The following is a 19,287-nucleotide window of genomic DNA, read 5'->3' as shown; positions in this document are numbered from 1 at the left end:
CGTGTGCGCGGCGTCTCAGAGCGGAGGCGTGAGAGGCGGAGGCACGCGCCACTCCCCCAGTGCTTCGAATGCCGCCGCGAATCGCAGCAGCTCCGTGTCGTCATACGCGCGACCCGCGAAGGTGAGCCCGATGGGCATCTGGATGTCGTTCATGAGCCCCATCGGCACCGTCACCGTGGGGATGCCGAGGTGCCGGATCGCGAGGTTGCCGTTCGCAACCCACACGCCGTTGCGCCACCCCGCGTCCGCGGTCTCGGGGTTCACGTCCATGTCGCCGGCGCCGACATCCGCCACCGCCGGGAAGATCACGGCGTCGAGGCGGTGCGCATCCATCCACTCCTCGAGGTCGATGCGTCGCGTCTCCTCGAGGCCCCGAAGCCCCGCTTCGAGCTCGGGGATGTCGTCGAGCGTCGCATCAGGATGCTCGGCGGCCCACGCCGGGTAGGCCGCGATGTCGTCGTCGGATCCCGTGTCGCGCAGCGGCAGCGTGCCCGGCTCGTGGGGGAAGATGAGCGCGCCATCGACCTCGGCAAGGCGCGAGAGGGCCGGATCGCCGTTGGCGTCGAGGAAGTCATCCCACGCCCACGCCGAGAGATCGAGCATCTCGCGATCCAGGAACTCGGGTGACACGAGCCCGCGTGTGCGGATCGTGGGCGCGCCCGCGCGATCCCCCTCGTAGTTCGAGACCACCGGGAAGTCCACCTCGACGACCACCGCGCCAGCTGCCTCCAGCGCGCGCCGTGCGTCGTCCCACCGCGCGAGCACTCCCTGCCGCGGCTCGATGCGCTGCCCGAGCGGGCCGCCGAGCGACTCGCCCGTGCCGGCTTCCGGATCCTCGCCCAGGTACATGCGCGGCACGCCGAAGCGCCGCCCCGCGAGGTCGCGCAGCACATCGGCGCGGTCGTCCGGGAGCAGCGCGGGGTACGACAGCGGCCGCACCTCGGAGCTCTGCGGGATCGACACCCATGGCTGCGCGCGCCAGAAGTCGCCGCGGTGCTCGTGATCGTCGGCGACGATCACATCGAGCACCTCGAGCAGGTCGGCCATCGTGCGTGTGTGAGGCACGACGACATCCATCGTGGGAACCAGCGGCCAGTTGCCGCGCACCGAGATGACGCCGCGTGAGGGCGTGTAGGCGCACAGCCCCGAGTTCGTCGCAGGTCCCCGGCCGCTCGACCAGGTCTCCTCCGCCAGCCCGAAGGCGGCGAAGCTCGCGGTGGTCGCGGTTCCGGATCCGTTCGACGAACCCGAGAGGTACGGCGCAGGGAGATACGCGGGGTTGTACGGACTCTGGGCGCGCCCGTAGAGGCCGCGCTGCGTCCCGCCGTTGGCCATGGGCGGCATGTTGGTCTTGCCGAGGCAGATGGCACCCGCCGCCCGCAGCCGCTCGATCGTGAATGCGTCGCGCTGGGCCACCAGCTCGGCGAACGCCGGGCTGCCCGAGGCCGCCGTGAGGCCCGTCACGAGGTAGCTGTCCTTCGCGGTGTAGGGGATGCCGTCGAGCGGGCCGAGCACCTCGCCGCGCGCCCGTCGCTCATCCGATGCCCGCGCTTCGTCCCGCGCATCCGGGTTGAGGACGACGACCGAGTTGAGCCGCGGCCCCGCCTCGTCGTACGCGGCGATCCGCGCGAGATACGCGTCGAGAAGCTCGACGGCGGTGACCTGCCCCGATTCGAGCGCTTCGCGCAGCTGCGCGATCGACGCTTCGACCACATCGAAAGTCATGTCGTCATCATGACGCATCCGCACGCAGATGAGCAGTCACCTGCAGGTCGCATCCTGTGCCGCATGATCGCGCCCGAGGTGGGTACGACCTCCGCCCTCATCCGCTCGAAGCTCCGTGAGCTGGGCCCTCGCGAACGCGCCGTCGCCGACGACCCCGACATGGCTGACATCAGACGGAAGTCGGGAGTTCACGGCGCGTTCACCAGCGCTCCGCCATCAGGTCGCCTTCCTCGCTTGTAATCCTCATGCAGCGCACCAGCAGCGCATGCAAGAGAACTGCAAGGAGTGGCCATGGGCAGCATTCAGGTCGAGCGCGTCACGCGACGCTTCGGCACGACCGTCGCGGTCGACGACATCAGCCTCAGCATCGACGACGGCGACTTCCTCGTCCTTCTCGGCCCGAGCGGATGCGGAAAGTCCACCCTGCTCCGCATGCTCGCAGGTCTGCTTCCCACCTCCGAAGGCCGGTTCATCGTCGACGGAGTGGACGTCTCAGCTGAGCACGCGCGCGACCGGGACCTCGCGATGGTCTTCCAGAGCTACGCGCTCTATCCGCATCTGAGCGTGCGCAGCAACCTCGCGTTCCCGCTGCGAGCACGGCGCCGCCCCACGGCCGAAATCCGCGACCGCGTCGCGGAGGTGGCCCGGATCCTCGAGATCGACCACCTGCTCGACCGCAAGCCGAAGGAGCTCAGTGGGGGCCAGCGTCAGCGCGTCGCCGTCGGGCGCGCGCTCGTGCGCCACCCGAAGGCGTTCCTCATGGACGAGCCGCTGTCCAACCTCGACGCCAAGCTGCGCACCGCCACCCGCCACGAGCTCGTCACCCTGCACCAGCAGCTGGGCGCCACCTTCGTGTACGTCACCCACGACCAGGTCGAAGCGATGACGATGGCCACCAAGATCGCCGTCCTCAACGGCGGACGACTCGAGCAGGTCGGCGCGCCGCTGGATGTGTACGCCCGCCCCGCATCCACCTTCGTCGCCGGGTTCCTCGGCAGCCCGCCGATGAACCTGCTCGATGTGCGCATCACGTCGGAGGCGGGCCACGTCGCGATCCTGGGCGACGGCTTCGACGGTGTGCTGTGGCCCGGCGAAACGGCCGACATCGATGCAGTGCTCGGCATCCGGCCCGAGCACCTCGAGCTCGACGGGCGCGGAGCCGTGCAGCTCGATCTCACCGTCGACAACATCGAGAACCTCGGACACGAGACGCTCATCTTCGCGAGTCTCGACACCCAGAAGATCGTTCTGCGCGCCAGCCCCGACACCGCGATCCAGACCGGCGACGCGCTGCGCGCAGGCGCCCCCATCGAGCACCTCCACCTCTTCGATCGCGCCTCAGGGCGCCGCCTCGACTGGGTGCCCCAGTCGAACTCGCCCCACCCCCACGCGATCTCAGCCCCTGTCTGACCATCCGATCCACCCTCATCACAGAGAAAGCGACACCATGACCACGCGTTCGCGCGCCCTCGGGCTCACCGCCCTCGGAACCATCGCCGCACTCGGCCTCACCGGCTGCGCCACCTCGCCCGCCGAGCAGGCCAGCGGAAGCGTCACGTTCGACCCCGAGAAGTCGTACGAGATCGTCTTCGAGAGCTACAACCTCGGCAACGCCACCTGGGACGAGCCCATCCGCTCCCTCATCGCCAAGTTCGAAGAGAAGTACCCCAACGTGACCGTGACGGCCCAGGCTGCCGGCGACTCGACCGCCGCGGGCGGCACCGCGGGAAGCGTGCAGCGCCAGCTCCTCGCGGGCGATCCGCCCGACGTCGTGCAGCTCACCTTCGACACGCTCGGCTACGCGGTATCCGACCTGCGCGCCCAGTCCCTCGAGGCCCTCGTCGGCGACGCGGCCATCGAAGAGCACTTCGGCGGCGACTACCCGATGCACGAGAACGTGCGCGGATTCGGCGAGGTCGACGGCACGATCTACGGCATCCCCTACGTGCTCTCCACGCCGATCCTGTACTACAACGCCACAGCCTTCGAAGCCGCCGGCATCGCCGACGCCGACCTGAGCACATGGGACGGAGTGCGTGCGGCCGCGGAAGCGCTCACGGCCGCGAGCGGCCGCCCGTCTCTGTCGAACTCGTGCCTCGACCCGGTCGGCGAATGGTGCTACCAGTCGATGGTGCGCTCCGCTGGCGGGCAGGTTCTCAGCGACGACCGCACGGAGATCCTGGCGGGCGAGGCCGACGCCGCCGCCCCGATTGCGCTCATGCAGGAGCTGTTCCAGGACGGTCTCCTCCAGAACGCGGACTTCACGGGCCAGTACGAGGCGTTCGCGGCGGGACAGACCGCGATGCACATCAACTCCGCCTCCATGCAGCGCGCATTCCAGGGAGGCGCCGCCGCGGGCGGATGGACGCTCAAAGCAGCCCCGATGCCGTCGTTCGAGGGCAACGACGTCGTGCCGGTGTCGTCCGGCTCGATGCTGTCGATCTTCTCGCAGGACGCCGACACCCAGGCCGCGGCGTGGGAGTTCGTGAAGTTCATGACCTCCCCGACCGCCTACGAGACGATCACGCCCCTCGGCTACCTGCCTCTGCGCACCACGATGACCGAGGCCGGCGCCCCGCTCGCTGACTGGGCTGCCGCACAGGCCGACCTGCTCACCCCCAACCTCGAGCAGCTCGAGCGCATCGAGCCGTGGGTCTCCTACCCCAGCAAGAACTACGTCCAGATCTCGACGATCATCATGGACGCAGTGGAGCAGGTCGCCTACTACGGCGCCGACGCGACCACGACGCTCGCCGACGCGCAGAAGCGCGCTCAGGACCTGCTGAAGTGACCGACCTCCGCACCCGGGGCGGGGATGCCGTGCGCATCCCCGCCCCGGGGCTCGTCAACCTCCGCGCGGTGAGCGGATGGGCGTGCACGGGGGGCACCGTGCGCGCCGGTGTGCTGTACCGCGCTGACTCCCCCGACAGCCTCGAACACCTCGGGATCGCCGCTCTCCGGGCTCTCGGCATCACCGCAGCGGTCGACCTGCGCTCCGAGCTCGAGACGGCCACGCGCGGGTACGCCATCCCCGGCATCCGCCGTCACGCGCATGCCATCTCGCTTCTGGCACCCGACGACGTCCATGACCCCGACATCCGGCTGTCTGTGCTCTACGAACGCCTGCTGGACGAGCACGGCCCCACCCTGGCTGCGGCGGTGCGCTCGGTCGCCCACCACGACGGCGGCACCCTCGTGCACTGCACAGCAGGCAAGGACCGCACGGGCGTCGTCGTCGCGCTCATCCTGCTCACCCTCGGCGTGGGTCGCGACGACGTGATCGAGGACTACACCCGCACCCACGAGAATCTCGTCGGGGCGTGGACCGACCGCTACCTGGCGCGCATGGGTGTGGCAGCCGAGCTGGCACCCGCCCTCGTCGAGATCCTCAACGGCAGCCCCGCCCATGTTCTGGCCGCCGCTCTCGACCATCTCGACACCCGCCACGGAGGCGCCGAACGCTACCTCCGCGCTCACGGACTCACCGATCACGATCTATCGGCACTCTCCTCGCGCCTCGTCACACCCCACCGCTGAACCCCGAACGGGAGAACCATGAACATCGGACAGTACCCGCCCCCGACGCACACGCTGCTCCACCTGAGCGACACGCACCTCGTCGAGAATCGCCGCCCCCTCTACGGAGCCGTCGACTCGGATGAGCACCTCGCATCGCTGCTCGAGCGTCTGCGCACAGCGGGAACGCGTCTGGATGCGATCGTGCTCACCGGCGACCTCGCCGACCATGGCGCACCCGACGCCTACGAGCGACTGCGCGAGCTCATCGAGCCGTTCGCCGCGGAACAGGCTTCCCCCATCGTGTGGGTGATGGGCAACCACGATGACCGCGAAGTGTTCCGCGTCCACCTTCTCGACGAGCCTGCCGGCACCAGCCCCATCGACCGCGTCCACGACGTCGGCGGCCTCCGCATCGTCGCGCTCGATTCCACGGTGCCCGGCTCGCACCACGGCGAGATCGACGCGGAGCAGCTCGACTGGCTGCGTGGTGTGCTCGCGACCCGCGCTCCGCACGGCACCATCCTCGCGCTCCACCATCCGCCCGTGCCGACCACTCTCCCGCTTCTGCAGATGGTCGATCTGCACGACGCGTTCAGGCTCGAGGAAGTCATCCGCGGCACCGATGTGCGCGGCATCCTCGCAGGGCACTTCCACTACCCCACACACTCCACGTTCGCGGGAGTGCCCGTGTCGGTCGCCGCGGCAACCTGCTACACCCAGGACCTCGTGGTTCCGGCAGGCGACACCCGTGCCCAGAACTCGGGCCAGGGCGCCGCGCTCGTGCACGTGCACCCCGACCGGATCGTCCACTCCGACATCTCGATGATCGCCGGCGAGACGATGTATGAGATCCCCGCGTCGACCATGCGCAGCTGGGTCGACGCGCTCCGCACCGGACAGCCGCTCGACACCGGTCTGCTCGACAGCTGATGCTCACTCCTGTCATCGCCCGCGACGAGATCGCTGACGCCTCCGCACCGCGCCCGCCTCGGCCCCCTGTTCGGCGTCTCCTGTCGCCCTACCTGTACGTGCTGCCCGCGGTCGCGCTCGTCACCATCTGGGTGTTCGCCCCGCTCGGGCAGACGGTCGCTCTGTCGTTCTTCGACTGGAACATGCTCCCGACGTCGCCCCGGGAGTTCGTGGGATGGGGGAACTACGTCGACGTGCTGGCTCTTCCCGAGATGCAGCAGGCGCTAGTCAACACCGGCCTCTACATCCTCGCGGGCCTCGTGTTCCTCGTCCTCCTGCCGCTCATGGCGGTGCTCGTCGTGAGGCGGCTGAGCACACGCGTGTCGAACGCGTACCAGGCCCTTGTATTCCTGCCGTACCTGGTGACGCCTGTCGCCACCGGCGCCATCTGGCGCTGGCTGTTCGCCGAGGACACGGGCGCTGTCAGCGCGTGGGCGGAGTCGATCGGGCTCGAGCTGGGCAACGTCTTCCGGAACCCGGATCTGTCGCTGTGGGCGATCGTCGTCATCCTGGGATGGCAGATGATCGGCTTCGGTGTGCTCATGGTGAACGCGGGCTACGCGGGCATCGACCGCACCTACGCCGACGCCGCCTCCGTCGACGGCGCGAGCGAGCGCCGCATCACGTGGTCGATCATCGTGCCGCTGCTCTCCCCCACGCTGGCGTTCCTCGGACTCATGGCCGTGCTGCTGGTCGCCCAGTGGTCGTTCCCGCTGATCGACCTGCTCACCGGCGGCGGACCGGGTTCGTCGTCGACGAACGTGTACCACCTTCTCTTCGTGTTCGGGTTCCAGAACTTCGACGCCGGGATCGCCGCCGCCGCCGGCGTGCTGTTCTTCGTCGTGTTCCTCCTCATCGCGTGGGCGTTCGTCGAGCTCACCGAGCGACTCAGCTTCTTCGACGACTAGGACGTGACGCCATGACTTTCGTTCTCGACGCCCCCGAGCGCTCGACCATCCCCGTCGCCGTCGTCGCCCCGCCTCGCGGGATCGTGCGAGCGGCCCGATTCCTGGTGCGCTCGGGCCCCGCCCACGCGGTCATGATCGCGTTGTCGCTGGCTGCCGTCGCCCCGCTGATGTCGCTCGCGATCACCGCGTTCAGTCCGTCGAGCGTGGCCGGCGGCGGCACTGCGGGCTTCACCCTCGACAACTTCGCCTACGTCTTCGCGACGATCCCCATGGCCGAGATGATGCTCGACACCACGATCATGGCCCTCGCGATGACAGTCGCCCAGCTGCTGGTCGCGCTGTTCGCCGCGTACGCGTTCGCGCTGTACGAGTTCCGCGGCAAGAAGCTGCTCTATCTGCTGTTCGTGTCGTCGTGGCTCGTGCCCTTCCAGGTGACGATGATCCCCAATTACGTCCTCGTGTCGCAGCTCGGACTCCTCAACACGATCGCCGGCGTGATCGTGCCCAACCTCTGCTCGGCGTTCGCCGTCATCATGCTGCGCCAGCATGTGCGCGCCATCCCGCGGGAGCTCATCGATGCGGCGTCGATCGACGGCCGCGGCAGCTGGGCGACGCTCTGGCTCGTGGTCGTCCCGAATCTGCGGCCCGCCCTCGCCTCCCTCGCGGTCGTCCTGTTCATCTCCGCGTGGAACGACTACACCTGGCCGCTGATCGTGATGCAGCAGGATCCGAGCGTGGTGCAGGTGGGGATCCGCTCGTTCCTCGGTGCGGAAGGCAACAACTGGGGCGCCATCATGGCCGCGAGCGGTCTCGCGTGCCTGCCCGTGTTCGCGCTCTACCTGGTGCTGCAGCGCCGCATCGTGGACGGGTTCGTGCGCTCCGGCCTCAAGTGAGCCCCGGATCTCTGCAGCGCCCGCCCCGGGGATGCCCTCGGGGCGGGCGCAGTGGAGAGCATCATGAGCACGTCGCGCACGAGCATCGGATTCCTGTCGTTCGGCCATCGATCGAACTCCCCCGGTTCGCAGGCGCGCACCGCATCGGATGTGCTCCTGCAGTCCATCGACCCCGCGTCGCCCTGATCTCGGGCGGGCGACCGCAGCTCGGCGTGAGCCGGGGGTCACCCGAGCAGGTCATCGACGGCTACCCGCTCCTTCGGCTACGGCGCCCCGAGGGGCGAGACGATGGCGGATGTCGCCCGCTGCGACTCGCGGTGGCCTGACCGGTGCCGCTATCGCTGCACGCTCGACTGATCGCCGCCCGCTCAGTCGGCGCGGACCGACACGCACACGGGGAGCCCCCGCGGCTTCAGGATGCGCTGCGCCCTGCCGCCCGTCGGCGGAGAAGGAGCACCGCGCCCGCGCCGATGAGCGCCAGCGCCGACGCCAACGGCAGCGCTGCATCCGTCCCCGTCGCCGCCAGCTCGGCGCCCGTGACCTCGATGGTCAGGTCGACGCTCGCCGATCCGTAGCGGTTGGTGGCGGTGATCGTGAAGGCGTGGACGCCCGGCTTCGTGGGGGTGCCGGACAACGCTCCCGTCGTCGCGTTCAGCACGATGCCCGCGGGCAGCGCACCTGCCGAGACGGAGATCACCGGAACGGGGTCGCCCTCGGCGGCGATTCTTCCCGAGAACGGCGTGCCGCTGGCAGCCGTGGCGGGGACGGTCGCGGTGACGGTGGGGAGTTCGCCGAACGCCAGAAAGTGCAGCCGAGCCGTGTCGATGTCGAGCGCCGCCGCACGGGCTCCGTTGTCGAAGAAGGAGATGCTGTCGGCGCTGACGCCGAGGTCGAGAGTCTGCCTCACCTCGAGAGTGAGGGGATCGCGGAACTCCAGCTGGCCGGCGGTGCGGCTGCCCAGAATCAGCTCTGATCCGTCCGGGCTGAGAATGACGGCACCGAGCGCCCTGCTGAGAGGGATCGGACCGACGACGCTCCAGTCGGCGATGCCGATCGCCGCGATCTGCGAGTTCGTCGCTTCCACGAACAGGGTCGACTGGTCGGCGTTCCAGGCAAGCCGCATCGGATACGAGAAGGTGTGCGCACGCAGGCGCGTGCCAGCCAGATCGTATTCAGCGACTTCCTGGACGCTCACATCTGCCACGTAGATGCGTGTCTCGTCCCGAGAGACCGCCAAGTTCGCTGGCTCCCCCGGCAGGTCGATCTCGGTGAGGAGCGAACGGGTGGCCACGTCGTACACCTGGACGACGCCGTTCGAAGTCAGCACATACGCCCTCGCACCGTCGGCGGAGAATTCCAGCTCGTAGCTGTCGACGGCAGAGAGGTGGTCACCGACCGTGTTCGTGGTGGTGTCGACGATGAGCAGCCCTCGAGTGGTGGCAACCCAGAGATCAGTGCCGTTGGGAGCGAACGCCATCATGCGAGGCTGCCATCCGTGCGGCATGTCGATGATGGTCGACGCGCGCGTATCCGTGTCGATGACGATCAGATTCCTGGCGATGAAATCGCTGACGTAGGCGTACGCACCGTCGGGGCGAACCGTGACCGAATTCGATCTGCTGCTCACGCTGACGAAGCCGTCGTCGGTGACCGCATGGGCGCTGGTCGCCCCGGTCGTCACCCCGATCGCCACGAGTGCAGCTGCCGCTGCGGTCGCCATGATCTGCCGTGCGCGTCGCGCCAAAACGGTCTCCCCCTGTTGTCCGAACCCGAGGCTATCGGTCAGAAGTTGACGCATCCGCCGATTCGCACCCCACGTTCGGGGGCCGTCTCTGAAACCTCGCGGCAGATGGCCCGGGTGCCGACGGGGACGATCTCAACGCGGATGCGGACGATCAGGTGGCCAGCAGCCGCTCGACCTCCTCGTCGCTCGTCTGCCGGAAGTCGATGTAGTGCGCGCCCACAGCCCAGAAGTCGCGGGGCTGCAGCACCGCCACCACCTCATCCGCCGCGGTGATGCGGCGCATCGCGTCGGCCGCGGCGACCGGCACTGCGGCGACCACTCGGGCGGCACCTCGTGCGCGCGCCGCCAGGCACGCGGCCTGCATCGTCGCTCCGGTGGCGAGGCCGTCGTCGACGACGATCGCCGTGCGGCCGTCGAGATCGGAGGAGGCCCCACCGCGTCGCAGTCTGTCGACGCGCTCATCGAGGGTGCGGCGCTCCCGATCCTCGACGCCTGCGACGCCCTCCGCCGACACTCCCGCTCGTGACGCGAGGTGCTCATCGAGCACACGCGCCCCGCCCTCACCGATCGCCCCCATCGCCACCTCCGGGTCGAACGGCAGACCGAGCTTGCGCACCACCACCACATCGAGCGGCAGGTTCAGCTTCTCGGCCACGACCGCGGCGACCGGCACACCCCCGCGCGGAATGCCGAGCACGACGGCGTCAGCCGCGCCGAACCGCTCCAGCTCGCGCGCCAGACGCTCGCCCGCGTCGACCCGATTCGTGAACTGCATGCGTCGTCCTCCGCACACAGTCTGCGAGCCGCGCCGGAACACCGCGCACCGGTTGACGTCTGCGAAGAGGCAGGGGGCGAAGACGTCACGATGATCGCGCGCACCCACCCGGAAAACACGAAAGGAGCCCTTGCGGACTCCTTCACGAGTGGATCTGAGGGGACTCGAACCCCTGACCCCCTGCATGCCATGCAGGTGCGCTACCAGCTGCGCCACAGACCCGTGGTTTCGCTGCCCCCTTGCGGCGGCAACTCATCCAGAATACAACACATCCGGGGCGGCAAATGACACATCCACCCCGGATCGCGTCATTCGCCCGAAACGGCCTCGACCGATTCGAGCTCGAACGGGATCGTCGGGCAGTCCTTCCACAGACGCTCGAGCGAGTAGTACAGGCGCTCCTCCTCGTGGAACACATGCACCACGAGGTCACCGAAGTCGATGAGGACCCAGCGGCCCTCGGTGCGGCCCTCGCGGCGCAGCACCTTGACGCCCTGCTCGAGCATCGCCTCCTCGATCGCGCTGCCGATCGCGTTGACATTGCGCTCGTTGTCGGCGGAGGCGAGGAGGAAGGCGTCGGTCAGGGGCATCGGGCCGGACACGTCGAGAGCGACGATGTCCTGGGCCTTCTTCGAGTCGGCGGCACGAGCCGCGATCTGCACGAGTTCACGTGTGCGATCGGAAGCAGTCACAGGTGGGGATTCCTTCGAGTCACTAGCCGAGCACACCCTGCGTGAGGGCGACGACCAGGAGCGCCACCACCACGACGGCCATGCCGGCTGCCGAGATGATGAGCGCGGTGAGCGCGCGATTGCCGCGCTTGGGATTGACGGTGCCGATGAGGTCACGCGACGAGGTGTGCGTGCTCACGGCCCGGATGGCGCGGACCGGCTGCGAGTCGGTGGACGCAACCTGACGGTCGCCCGGTTCGAGCATGCCATCGAGGTCGGACTCGTCAAGCTGCGCGGGTAGCGCGCCCGTCGACGACAGGCTCGACGGCAGCGAGATCGAGCCGGTCACCATGACCTCGCCCGTTCCCCCGATCGTCGAGGTGAGCACGTCGTGGTTGGGGATCTCGGGCAGAACGAGCGCGTTCGACGTCGTGGGCACAGCGCCCACGCTGCGCGTGCTCACCGAGCCCAGCTCCGGCGAGCTCTCGTCGATCTCCGACTGCCGCGACCAGTGGTTGCGGGGACGTTCGGCGACGGGAGGCTGGGACGCCGTGGTCGGCTCCGCGGGGTGAGCCTGCTGCTCGGCGGGCGCGAGCGGAACGCTCTGCGGGAACGCGGGAGCGGCACTCGGCTGCACGGGGGCCGCACTCGGCTGCACGGGGGCGGGAGTCGCCTCCTCCGCAGGGGATGTCGACGGCGGCTGCATCACATCGGGAACGCTGATCGGCGACGTGAACGGGCCCGCCGAGATGATCGGCATCGGGAACGCCGGCGCAGGCTCTGTGCCCGGAGCGAACGGGAAGCTCGGCGGCGCAACGGTGGCCTGATCAGCGGGCGATGGAGAACGCAGATCGCGGGTGAAATCTCCGAAGCTCGGGGCCGGGAGCACAGACGCCTCAGGCTCGACCGGGGCGGGCGGTGTCGACTGCTCTACGGGCTCGCTGGAAGGGGCCTGCGGCTCTGCCGTGGAACGGAACAGCGCTTCGAAGCTCGCCAGCGCATCGGATTCCGGAGCTTCCGGCTCGATGAGCGGCGGCGGAGTGGGCTGCTCGGCAGCCACGGGCGGAGCCGAATACGCGGGCTGAGCCGAATGCGCCGGCTGCTCCGAATGCACCGGCTGCTCCGAATGCACGGGCTGCTCCGAGTGCACGGGATGCTCGGAGTGCACGGGATGCTCAGACACCACCGGCTGAGCCGATGCGGCAGGCTCCGCGGGCGGAACAGGCGCGGCCGAGGCAGACACCGGCTGCTGCGAGGCGTTCGCCTCCGCTGCTTCGCGATCCTGAGCTTCTCGCAGTGCGCGAAGCTCGCGCCGCGTCATCGTGGCCTCGGGATGCGCGCTCACCGGCGGCGTCGTGTAGGCGCCTTCGCTGCTCACGGGCGGCGTCGTGTAGACGGGGCCGCTGCTCACGGGCGGCGTCGTGTAGACGGGGCCGCTGCTCACCGGCGACTCCGAGGCCGGCTCGGAAGCAACCGGCTCGCTCGTCGGCACGGGCACATCCGCGCGACCCTGCGTGCGGTAGTCGAGATCCGCGGGCTCGCCCTGCTCCTGCCGCCAGGCACCGGGGCGGGCTGCGCCCTCCGGGCTGAAGTCGCGGTAGCGGTAGGGCGCGTCCGCCTGCGTCACGGGGGCGCTCGACGGCGGCGTGAGGGGCTGGGCCACGGGGGTGTCGTACTGCGGAAGCGGTGCGCGGCTCTGCGTCACATAGGTGAGCGGCTCCGGGCCGACCGACGACTGCGCGACCGGCTGCGACGAGGACTCGGTGGTCGGATTCTCGTCAGAGTTCGTCACAGGCTCGCGCGACGACGCGGCGCGGGCAGCCTCAGCTTCGCGCTCGCGGATCGCGCGCCGCGACTGCGGCGGATCCTGTGAAAAAGTCATGTAGAACTCCGATAGAGGTGGTGCTTGGAGATGTACTGCACAACACCATCGGGGACCAAGTACCACACCGGGAAACCCCGGCCGACTCGCTCACGGCACTCCGTTGAGGAGATCGCCAGGGCGGGCACTTCGAGCGAGCTTACGCCAGCCTCGGGCAATCCGCGAATGTCCAAGGCGTGTCCTGGCCGTGAAACTGCTACGAAATGCGCGAGTTCCCAGAGCTCCTCGACGTCCTTCCACTGCAGAATCTGCGCGATCGCGTCCGCTCCCGTGATGAAGAACAGCTCGGCGTCGGGGCGCTGAGCCCGCAGATCGCGGAGCGTGTCGATCGTGAACGTCGCGCCGCGCCGGTCGATATCGACGCGACTCACGGTGAAGCGCGGGTTCGACGCCGTCGCCACCACCGTCATCAGGTAACGGTGCTCCGCGGGGCTCACATCCGACTTCATCCACGGCTGACCCGTGGGGACGAAGACCACTTCGTCCAGGTCGAACATCTGCTGCACCTCGCTCGCAGCGACCAGGTGCCCGTGATGGATGGGATCGAACGTCCCGCCCATCACGCCGATGCGCGGTCGGCGCTCGGTGCCCACGCTCATCGCGGCGGGCCTAGTGGTGGCCGTGTCCTGCGTCGTCGACGACCTTGTCGGAGTGGCGGTTGGCGACGTCGCGGTAGCTCCACGTGACGAAGCCGATGAGCGCGAAGAAGGCAGTCGCGATCACCGCGAATACCCAGGGCTCGGCGATCATCGGAGCGAGCTCGTGCTCGGCTTCGACCAGAAGGGTGGGCAGCATGTCGTCCTCGTTTCGGATGTACGTCGGGTCAATTCTAGACGGGATATCGGCGCTCAGCCGCGCACCTGGCCCTCGCCGCGCACGATCCACTTCGTGCTCGTGAGCTCAGGCAGTCCCATGGGGCCGCGCGCGTGCAGCTTCTGGGTGGAGATGCCCACCTCGGCGCCGAAGCCGAACTCGCCGCCGTCGGTGAAGCGCGTGGAGGCGTTGACCATCACGACGGCAGAGTCGACCTCGGCGAGGAAGCGGTTCGCGGCCGACATGTCGCTCGTGACGATCGACTCGGTGTGGTGTGTGGAGTAGGTGCGGATGTGGTCGAGCGCCTCATCGAGACCGTCGACGACCTTGACGGTGACGTCGAGGCTGCCGTACTCGGTGGCGTAGTCCTCCTCGGTCGCGGGGACGGCTGCGGGGAACAGCTCGCGCGTGCGATCGTCGCCGTGCACCGTCACACCCTTGTCGGCGAGAGCGCCGAGCACCCCGGGGAGGAGACGCTCGGCGGCGGCGGAGTCGACGAGCAGCGTCTCGAGGGCGTTGCAGACGCTCGGGCGCTGCACCTTCGAGTTGACGGCGATCTCGGTCGCCATCGCCTCGTCGGCTGTCTTGTCGAGGAAGAGGTGGACGACGCCCGCACCGGTCTCGATCACGGGCACCTTCGATTCGCGCACGACGGTGTCGATCAGCTGCGCGGAGCCGCGCGGGATGAGCACGTCGACGAAGCCGCGCGCCTGCATGAGCTGGGTGGCGCCTTCGCGTCCGAACTCGTCGATCGTCTGCACGGCGTCGGTCGGCAGACCGACGGAGCCGAGCGCCTCCTGGATGAGCGCGACGAGCACGCGGTTGGTGTTCTCGGCCGCTGAGCCGCCGCGCAGCACCGCGGCATTGCCCGACTTGAGGGCGAGAGCGGCGATGTCGATCGTGACGTTCGGGCGGGCTTCGTAGATCGCGCCGACGACGCCGAACGGCACACGCACCTGCGTGAGCTGAAGGCCGTTGGGGAGGGTCGATCCGCGCACGACGCCGCCCACCGGATCCGGAAGCGCGATGACGTCGCGTGTGGCGGCCGCGAGCCCCGCAAGCCGCTCCTCGGTGAGGCGCAGACGATCCTGCAGGCCCTCGCTCATGCCGTTCTCGCGACCGTTGGCGAGGTCGAGCTCGTTCGCCGGGAGGATCCGCTCCGCCGCCGACTCGACAGCCTTCGCGATCGCTTCGAGCCCGGCGTTCTTCTGCGACGTCGACGCCTGAGCGAGCGCGATCGAGGCAGTGCGCGCGGCGCGCAGCTTGTCGTCGAGAAGAGGGGCGGTGACGGCGTTCGACATGCCGACGAGTCTATCGAGCACAGGTGGCGTCGAGGCGCTCCGACAGCGCCGAGAGGTCAGTCGCGCGGGCGCGCGTGGAACCAGGTGCCCGTGGGCTCGCCCGACAGGGCCTCTGCGACATTCGCGGTCGACGCGAGCAGAACGGCGGTGCCCGTCGATGCGGCGAGCTTCGCCGCTGCGATCTTGGTGCCCGCTCCCCCGGTGCCGACGCCCGCGGAGCCGATGTCGCCGATCTCGACCGAGCCGAGGTCGTCGTCGAAGGGCACCTCATCGATCCGCTCGGCACCCGGAAGGTGCGGCGGCTTCGTGTACAGAGCGTCGACATCCGACAGCAGAACGAGAAGGTCGGCGGCGATGAGCTGCGAGACGAGAGCCGCGAGCCGGTCGTTGTCACCGAAGCGGATCTCGTGGGTTGCGACCGTGTCGTTCTCGTTCACGATCGGCAGGATGCGCAGGCCGAGCAGACGCTCCATGGCGCGCTGCGCGTTGGAGCGCGATGTGGGGTTCTCGAGGTCTCCCGCCGTCAGCAGCACCTGGCCCGCGACGATCCCGTAGCGGCGCAGCGACTCCTGATAGCGGTAGATGAGCACGTTCTGGCCCACAGCAGCCGCCGCCTGCTGGGTGGCGAGGTCGGTGGGGCGGCTGTCGAGCTTGAGGTACGGCATGCCGGTCGCGATAGCGCCGGACGACACGAGGATGACTTCGGCGCCGCGCTCGTAGGCAGCCACGAGGGCGTCGACGAGCGGCTCGATCTGTCCGACGTTCGGGCCCGAGATGGAACTCGACCCGACCTTCACGACGATGCGCTTGGCATCGGTCACCGCGGCCCGCAGGCTCATCGGCCGTCCTCTCCCGAGATCACCTCGGCGTCGCTGTCTTCTGTGGCATCCGCCCACAGGCCCGCCTGGCGCTCTGCTTCGAGCTCGGCGCGCGCGGCGGCCTTGGCGTCCATGCGCTCGTGATAGTCGCGACGGCGCTCGGCGCGGGTGGACCGGCCGTTGTCGTCGAGACGCGAATCCGTGCCGCGCGGGCTCGTGATGAGCTCCGCTGCGGAGGTGAGCGTCGGCTCCCAGTCGAACACCATGTTGCCGATGACGACCGTCGAGCCGGGCACAGCACCCTGCGCGAAGAGCTCGTCTTCGACGCCGAGCTTCGCGAGCCGGTCGGCGAGGAAGCCGACGGCTTCGTCATTGGTGAAGTCGGTCTGCTGGATCCAGCGCTCCGGCTTCGTGCCGATGACGTGGTACTCGGGCTCGGTGCCGCCGACGAGCTTCACCGTGAACTCCGCGGCGTTGACCGCCTTCGGGCGGATGACGATGCGCTCGGGCGTCGGCGCGTCGGCGCGCACCTTGCGATCGGCTTCGACGAGCTCGGCGAGGGCGAACGACAGCTGACGCAGACCCTCGTGGCTGACCGCAGAGACCTCGAACACGCGATAGCCGCGCTCTTCGAGAGCAGGACGCACGAAGTCGGCGAGCTCGCGGCCGTCGGGTACGTCGATCTTGTTGAGGGCCACGATCTGCGGACGCTCGAGCAGCGGCGTCTGCCCCTCGGGCACCGGGTAGGCGGCGAGCTCGGCGAGGATCACGTCGAGATCGGTGAGCGGGTCACGGCCGGGCTCGAGGGTGCCGCAGTCGAGCACGTGCAGCAGCGCGCTGCAGCGCTCGACGTGGCGCAGGAACTCGAGGCCGAGTCCCTTGCCCTCGCTCGCGCCCTCGATGAGGCCGGGGACGTCGGCGATCGTGTAGCGCACCTCGCCTGCCTCGACGACGCCGAGGTTGGGGTGGAGCGTCGTGAAGGGGTAGTCGGCGATCTTCGGCTTCGCGGCCGAGAGTGCGGCGATGAGGCTCGACTTGCCCGCACTCGGGTAGCCCACGAGCGCGATGTCGGCCACCGTCTTGAGCTCCAGCAACACGTCGGCTTCGGTGCCGTGGGTGCCGAGCAGCGCGAAACCGGGAGCCTTGCGCTTGGTGGTGGAGAGCGCCGCGTTGCCGAGTCCGCCCTGTCCGCCTTCGGCGGCGACGTAGCGCATGCCGGGCTCGACGAGATCGACGAGCACCTCGCCGTCGGTGGTCGAGACGACCGTGCCCACGGGGACGGGCAGGATGAGCTCCTCGCCGTGGTAGCCGGCGCGCATGTCGCCCATGCCGGGTCCGCCGTTGCCGCTCGTGCGGTGGGGCGAGCGGTGGTAGTTGAGGAGCGTGGTCACCTGTGGGTCGGCGACGAGGACGATGTCACCACCGTGGCCGCCGTTTCCGCCGTCGGGGCCGGCAAGCGGCTTGAACTTCTCGCGGCGCACCGAGACGCAGCCGTGGCCGCCGTTCCCGGCACGCAGGTGGAGCGTGACGCGGTCGACGAATGTCGCCATGGTCTGCTCCTTCCTGTGTGTGCTGATGGTGCGGCGGGCGGATGAAACCGCCCCGGAATACGACGAAGGGCGAGCCGCAGCCCGCCCTTCGCGAAGTCTGTCTCCGGGCGATTACGCCGGGACGACGATGTTGACGACCCGACGGCCGCCCTTCTTGCCGAACTCAACCGAGCCCGCCGCGAGGGCGAACAGGGTGTCGTCGTTGCCACGGCCGACGTTCACGCCGGGGTGGAAGTGGGTGCCACGCTGGCGGACGATGATCTCGCCGGCCTTGACGACCTGGCCGCCGAAGCGCTTGACGCCGAGGTACTGGGGGTTCGAGTCACGACCGTTGCGGGTGGACGATGCGCCCTTCTTATGTGCCATTGCTCAGCCCCTTACTTGATGCCGGTGATCTTGACACGGGTGAGGTCAGCGCGGAAGCCCTGACGCTTCTTGTACCCGGTCTTGTTCTTGAACTTCTGGATGACGATCTTCTTGCCACGCTCGTGGCCGATGACCTCGGCGGTCACCTTGACCTTGGCGAGGGCCTTCTCGTCGTGCGTGATCGTGTCACCGTCGACGTAGAGAACGGGGGTGAGCTCGATCTTTCCGCCGAGTTCGGCCTTCTGGCGATCGAGCACGACGATCGTGCCCACCTCGACCTTCTCCTGCCGACCACCGGCGCGCACAACTGCGTAAACCACGGGATGTCCTTACGTATGAATGGAAGTCTGAGTCCGGCGGCGAAGCCAGGACGCGGATGTCTCGTCGACCCCATGGGGGATCGGGCGGCCTCCCTTACGGGGACGCGCAGAGTGAGACACCAAGGGTCAAGAATAGCCGACGGATCACGATCCGGCAAACGCGGTCGGCGCCCGGCGCGCCGCTCCCCCGCGTCCTACCATCGAACCATGGCGGTGCTGATCGATGAGGCGGTCTGGCCGAACCACGGAACACTCTGGGGGCACCTCGTCTCCGACGCCTCCCTGGACGAGCTGCACGCGTTCGCGCGCCTCGCCGGCATCCCCGAGCGCGGCTTCGACCACGACCACTACGACTACCCACTCGAGCGCTACGAACAGCTCGTCGCTCTCGGAGCCGAACCCGTGAGTGCGCGCGAGCTGCTGGGGCGCCTGCAGCAGGCAGGGCTGCGCGTGCGCCAGAAGGACAAGAGCCCGAAGCGCTAGAAGCGCTCTCCGCGCCGCACGAGGTGCACGAGGAGCGCGGCGAGGATGACGAGCGGGGCCGCCGCGAACGTCACGCTGGCGATATCGGCGGGCAGCCTCATCGGACTCAGGTGCTGCAGGTCACGCAGCCAGCCGAGGCCCGCCTGGATGCCCGCGAACGCCAGCCCGGCCACCGCCGCGAGAGTCGCGCCCGCCGCGGCCGCAAGCAGCCCCTTCGCGAGCACGAGAAGCAGTCGGTCACCGGATCGCACGGGCAGCAGCCAGAGCACGAGGAAGACCCCCGCCGCGAACGGCAGCGACTCGAGCATGACCTGCCGGCCGAAGTGGCTCATCATGCCGACGTCGGCCCCGGAGCCCGGAACCCAGCCGACCAGGCTCACGAGGTGGCTGATGATCATCCAGCCGAACACCGCGGCGGCGATGATGACCGCCGGAAGGGGGTCGCGCGCGGCACTCGCCGTCGTCGTCTCGCGCTCATCGGTCACGTCGACCCCCATTGCTCAAGGCTGAGATTTCCTCCACCCTAGACGCCGACAGCGCCGTCCCACCA

20 protein-coding genes, 1 tRNA gene and 1 pseudogene are annotated in these 19,287 nt (G+C 69.0%); 8 read left to right on the top strand and 14 right to left on the bottom strand.

Annotated features, from left to right (window positions below; all coding sequences use genetic code 11):
* Positions 1-15: 15 nt before the first annotated feature.
* The gene (locus tag HCR12_RS04975; protein ID WP_166869380.1) at positions 16-1,725 is read right to left on the bottom strand and encodes an amidase; all 1,710 of its coding nucleotides are present in this window, start codon (positions 1,723-1,725) and stop codon (positions 16-18) included.
* 291 nt (positions 1,726-2,016) lie between these two features.
* Here HCR12_RS04975 and HCR12_RS04970 point away from each other — a divergent pair, with 291 nt between their 5' ends.
* The 7 genes and pseudogenes from HCR12_RS04970 to HCR12_RS04940 all read left to right on the top strand — a co-directional run.
* Positions 2,017-3,135 carry an ABC transporter ATP-binding protein gene (locus tag HCR12_RS04970; protein WP_166869382.1) on the top strand — a complete coding sequence of 373 codons (1,119 nt, stop codon included), beginning with the start codon at positions 2,017-2,019 and terminating at the stop codon, positions 3,133-3,135.
* 37 nt (positions 3,136-3,172) lie between these two features.
* A complete protein-coding gene (locus HCR12_RS04965; RefSeq protein WP_166869384.1) occupies positions 3,173-4,516 on the top strand; it encodes an extracellular solute-binding protein in 1,344 nt (447 codons plus the stop codon).
* The gene (locus tag HCR12_RS04960) at positions 4,513-5,262 is read left to right on the top strand and encodes a tyrosine-protein phosphatase (protein WP_166869386.1); all 750 of its coding nucleotides are present in this window, start codon (positions 4,513-4,515) and stop codon (positions 5,260-5,262) included. Before HCR12_RS04965 ends, HCR12_RS04960 begins: the two co-directional genes overlap by 4 nt.
* 18 nt (positions 5,263-5,280) lie before the next feature.
* The gene (locus HCR12_RS04955; RefSeq protein WP_166869388.1) at positions 5,281-6,174 is read left to right on the top strand and encodes a phosphodiesterase; all 894 of its coding nucleotides are present in this window, start codon (positions 5,281-5,283) and stop codon (positions 6,172-6,174) included.
* Positions 6,174-7,121: a carbohydrate ABC transporter permease gene (locus HCR12_RS04950; protein WP_166869389.1), complete on the top strand. Its 948-nt coding sequence runs from the start codon at positions 6,174-6,176 to the stop codon at positions 7,119-7,121. The genes HCR12_RS04955 and HCR12_RS04950 overlap by 1 nt, the downstream gene beginning before the upstream one ends.
* Positions 7,122-7,132: 11 nt before the next feature.
* The gene (locus HCR12_RS04945; protein ID WP_166869390.1) at positions 7,133-8,014 is read left to right on the top strand and encodes a carbohydrate ABC transporter permease; all 882 of its coding nucleotides are present in this window, start codon (positions 7,133-7,135) and stop codon (positions 8,012-8,014) included.
* 63 nt (positions 8,015-8,077) lie between these two features.
* Positions 8,078-8,320: pseudogene (locus HCR12_RS04940) on the top strand (hypothetical protein); the annotation flags it as partial.
* A 106-nt stretch (positions 8,321-8,426) separates the two neighbouring features.
* Here HCR12_RS04940 and HCR12_RS04935 read toward each other — a convergent pair.
* From HCR12_RS04935 to rplU, 12 genes are all read right to left on the bottom strand, one after another.
* Complete coding sequence (locus tag HCR12_RS04935; RefSeq protein WP_166869391.1) at positions 8,427-9,758, bottom strand: putative Ig domain-containing protein; 1,332 nt, start codon at positions 9,756-9,758, stop codon at positions 8,427-8,429.
* 151 nt (positions 9,759-9,909) lie between these two features.
* Positions 9,910-10,533, bottom strand: coding sequence for a phosphoribosyltransferase (locus HCR12_RS04930; RefSeq protein WP_166869392.1), 624 nt, complete (start codon positions 10,531-10,533; stop codon positions 9,910-9,912).
* A 149-nt stretch (positions 10,534-10,682) separates the two neighbouring features.
* Positions 10,683-10,755: transfer RNA gene (locus HCR12_RS04925), tRNA-Ala, on the bottom strand.
* Positions 10,756-10,841: 86 nt separating this feature from the next.
* The gene (gene rsfS / locus HCR12_RS04920; RefSeq protein ID WP_166869393.1) at positions 10,842-11,225 is read right to left on the bottom strand and encodes a ribosome silencing factor; all 384 of its coding nucleotides are present in this window, start codon (positions 11,223-11,225) and stop codon (positions 10,842-10,844) included.
* A gap of 22 nt (positions 11,226-11,247) precedes the next feature.
* Positions 11,248-13,086 (bottom strand): hypothetical protein, encoded by a 1,839-nt coding sequence (locus HCR12_RS04915; protein WP_166869394.1) that lies wholly within the window; start codon positions 13,084-13,086, stop codon positions 11,248-11,250.
* The gene (gene nadD, locus HCR12_RS04910; RefSeq protein ID WP_166869395.1) at positions 13,083-13,685 is read right to left on the bottom strand and encodes a nicotinate-nucleotide adenylyltransferase; all 603 of its coding nucleotides are present in this window, start codon (positions 13,683-13,685) and stop codon (positions 13,083-13,085) included. Before nadD ends, HCR12_RS04915 begins: the two co-directional genes overlap by 4 nt.
* Positions 13,686-13,695: 10 nt before the next feature.
* Positions 13,696-13,881 carry a hypothetical protein gene (locus HCR12_RS04905; protein WP_166869396.1) on the bottom strand — a complete coding sequence of 62 codons (186 nt, stop codon included), beginning with the start codon at positions 13,879-13,881 and terminating at the stop codon, positions 13,696-13,698.
* 53 nt (positions 13,882-13,934) lie between these two features.
* Positions 13,935-15,221, bottom strand: a complete 1,287-nt coding sequence (locus HCR12_RS04900; RefSeq protein WP_224763680.1) for a glutamate-5-semialdehyde dehydrogenase — start codon at positions 15,219-15,221, stop codon at positions 13,935-13,937.
* A 35-nt stretch (positions 15,222-15,256) separates the two neighbouring features.
* A complete protein-coding gene (gene proB, locus HCR12_RS04895; protein WP_166869398.1) occupies positions 15,257-16,039 on the bottom strand; it encodes a glutamate 5-kinase in 783 nt (260 codons plus the stop codon).
* Complete coding sequence (gene obgE, locus HCR12_RS04890) at positions 16,036-17,568, bottom strand: GTPase ObgE (RefSeq protein ID WP_166869399.1); 1,533 nt, start codon at positions 17,566-17,568, stop codon at positions 16,036-16,038. The genes proB and obgE overlap by 4 nt, the downstream gene beginning before the upstream one ends.
* Positions 17,569-17,679: 111 nt before the next feature.
* Positions 17,680-17,934 (bottom strand): 50S ribosomal protein L27, encoded by a 255-nt coding sequence (rpmA, locus tag HCR12_RS04885; RefSeq protein WP_166869400.1) that lies wholly within the window; start codon positions 17,932-17,934, stop codon positions 17,680-17,682.
* An 11-nt stretch (positions 17,935-17,945) separates the two neighbouring features.
* Positions 17,946-18,254 (bottom strand): 50S ribosomal protein L21, encoded by a 309-nt coding sequence (gene rplU / locus HCR12_RS04880; RefSeq protein ID WP_166869401.1) that lies wholly within the window; start codon positions 18,252-18,254, stop codon positions 17,946-17,948.
* A 207-nt stretch (positions 18,255-18,461) separates the two neighbouring features.
* On the opposite strand from rplU, the gene HCR12_RS04875 reads away from it, so the two are divergent.
* Complete coding sequence (locus HCR12_RS04875; RefSeq protein WP_166869402.1) at positions 18,462-18,737, top strand: DUF4031 domain-containing protein; 276 nt, start codon at positions 18,462-18,464, stop codon at positions 18,735-18,737.
* Here the strand turns inward: HCR12_RS04875 and HCR12_RS04870 are convergent.
* On the bottom strand, positions 18,734-19,234 hold the full coding sequence (locus HCR12_RS04870; protein WP_166869403.1) for a hypothetical protein: 501 nt from the start codon (positions 19,232-19,234) through the stop codon (positions 18,734-18,736). The two genes, HCR12_RS04875 and HCR12_RS04870, sit on opposite strands and share 4 nt — an antisense overlap.
* Positions 19,235-19,287: the final 53 nt, after the last annotated feature.

The sequence above is a fragment of the Salinibacterium sp. ZJ70 genome (genome assembly GCF_011751865.2).
Lineage (GTDB): Bacteria > Actinomycetota > Actinomycetes > Actinomycetales > Microbacteriaceae > Homoserinibacter.
Note: the sequence above shows the minus strand (reverse complement) of the source record. Positions and strands in the feature narration are given on the sequence as shown.

Coding starts and splice junctions, on each gene's coding strand:
- HCR12_RS04975 (WP_166869380.1), bottom strand. CDS start 1,725: ATGACTTTCGATGTGGTCGAAGCGTCGATCGCGCAGCTGCGCGAAGCG.
- HCR12_RS04970 (WP_166869382.1), top strand. CDS start 2,017: ATGGGCAGCATTCAGGTCGAGCGCGTCACGCGACGCTTCGGCACGACC.
- HCR12_RS04965 (WP_166869384.1), top strand. CDS start 3,173: ATGACCACGCGTTCGCGCGCCCTCGGGCTCACCGCCCTCGGAACCATC.
- HCR12_RS04955 (WP_166869388.1), top strand. CDS start 5,281: ATGAACATCGGACAGTACCCGCCCCCGACGCACACGCTGCTCCACCTG.
- HCR12_RS04950 (WP_166869389.1), top strand. CDS start 6,174: ATGCTCACTCCTGTCATCGCCCGCGACGAGATCGCTGACGCCTCCGCA.
- HCR12_RS04945 (WP_166869390.1), top strand. CDS start 7,133: ATGACTTTCGTTCTCGACGCCCCCGAGCGCTCGACCATCCCCGTCGCC.
- HCR12_RS04930 (WP_166869392.1), bottom strand. CDS start 10,533: ATGCAGTTCACGAATCGGGTCGACGCGGGCGAGCGTCTGGCGCGCGAG.
- HCR12_RS04915 (WP_166869394.1), bottom strand. CDS start 13,086: ATGACTTTTTCACAGGATCCGCCGCAGTCGCGGCGCGCGATCCGCGAG.
- nadD (WP_166869395.1), bottom strand. CDS start 13,685: ATGAGCGTGGGCACCGAGCGCCGACCGCGCATCGGCGTGATGGGCGGG.
- HCR12_RS04905 (WP_166869396.1), bottom strand. CDS start 13,881: ATGCTGCCCACCCTTCTGGTCGAAGCCGAGCACGAGCTCGCTCCGATG.
- proB (WP_166869398.1), bottom strand. CDS start 16,039: ATGAGCCTGCGGGCCGCGGTGACCGATGCCAAGCGCATCGTCGTGAAG.
- obgE (WP_166869399.1), bottom strand. CDS start 17,568: ATGGCGACATTCGTCGACCGCGTCACGCTCCACCTGCGTGCCGGGAAC.
- rpmA (WP_166869400.1), bottom strand. CDS start 17,934: ATGGCACATAAGAAGGGCGCATCGTCCACCCGCAACGGTCGTGACTCG.
- HCR12_RS04875 (WP_166869402.1), top strand. CDS start 18,462: ATGGCGGTGCTGATCGATGAGGCGGTCTGGCCGAACCACGGAACACTC.
- HCR12_RS04870 (WP_166869403.1), bottom strand. CDS start 19,234: ATGGGGGTCGACGTGACCGATGAGCGCGAGACGACGACGGCGAGTGCC.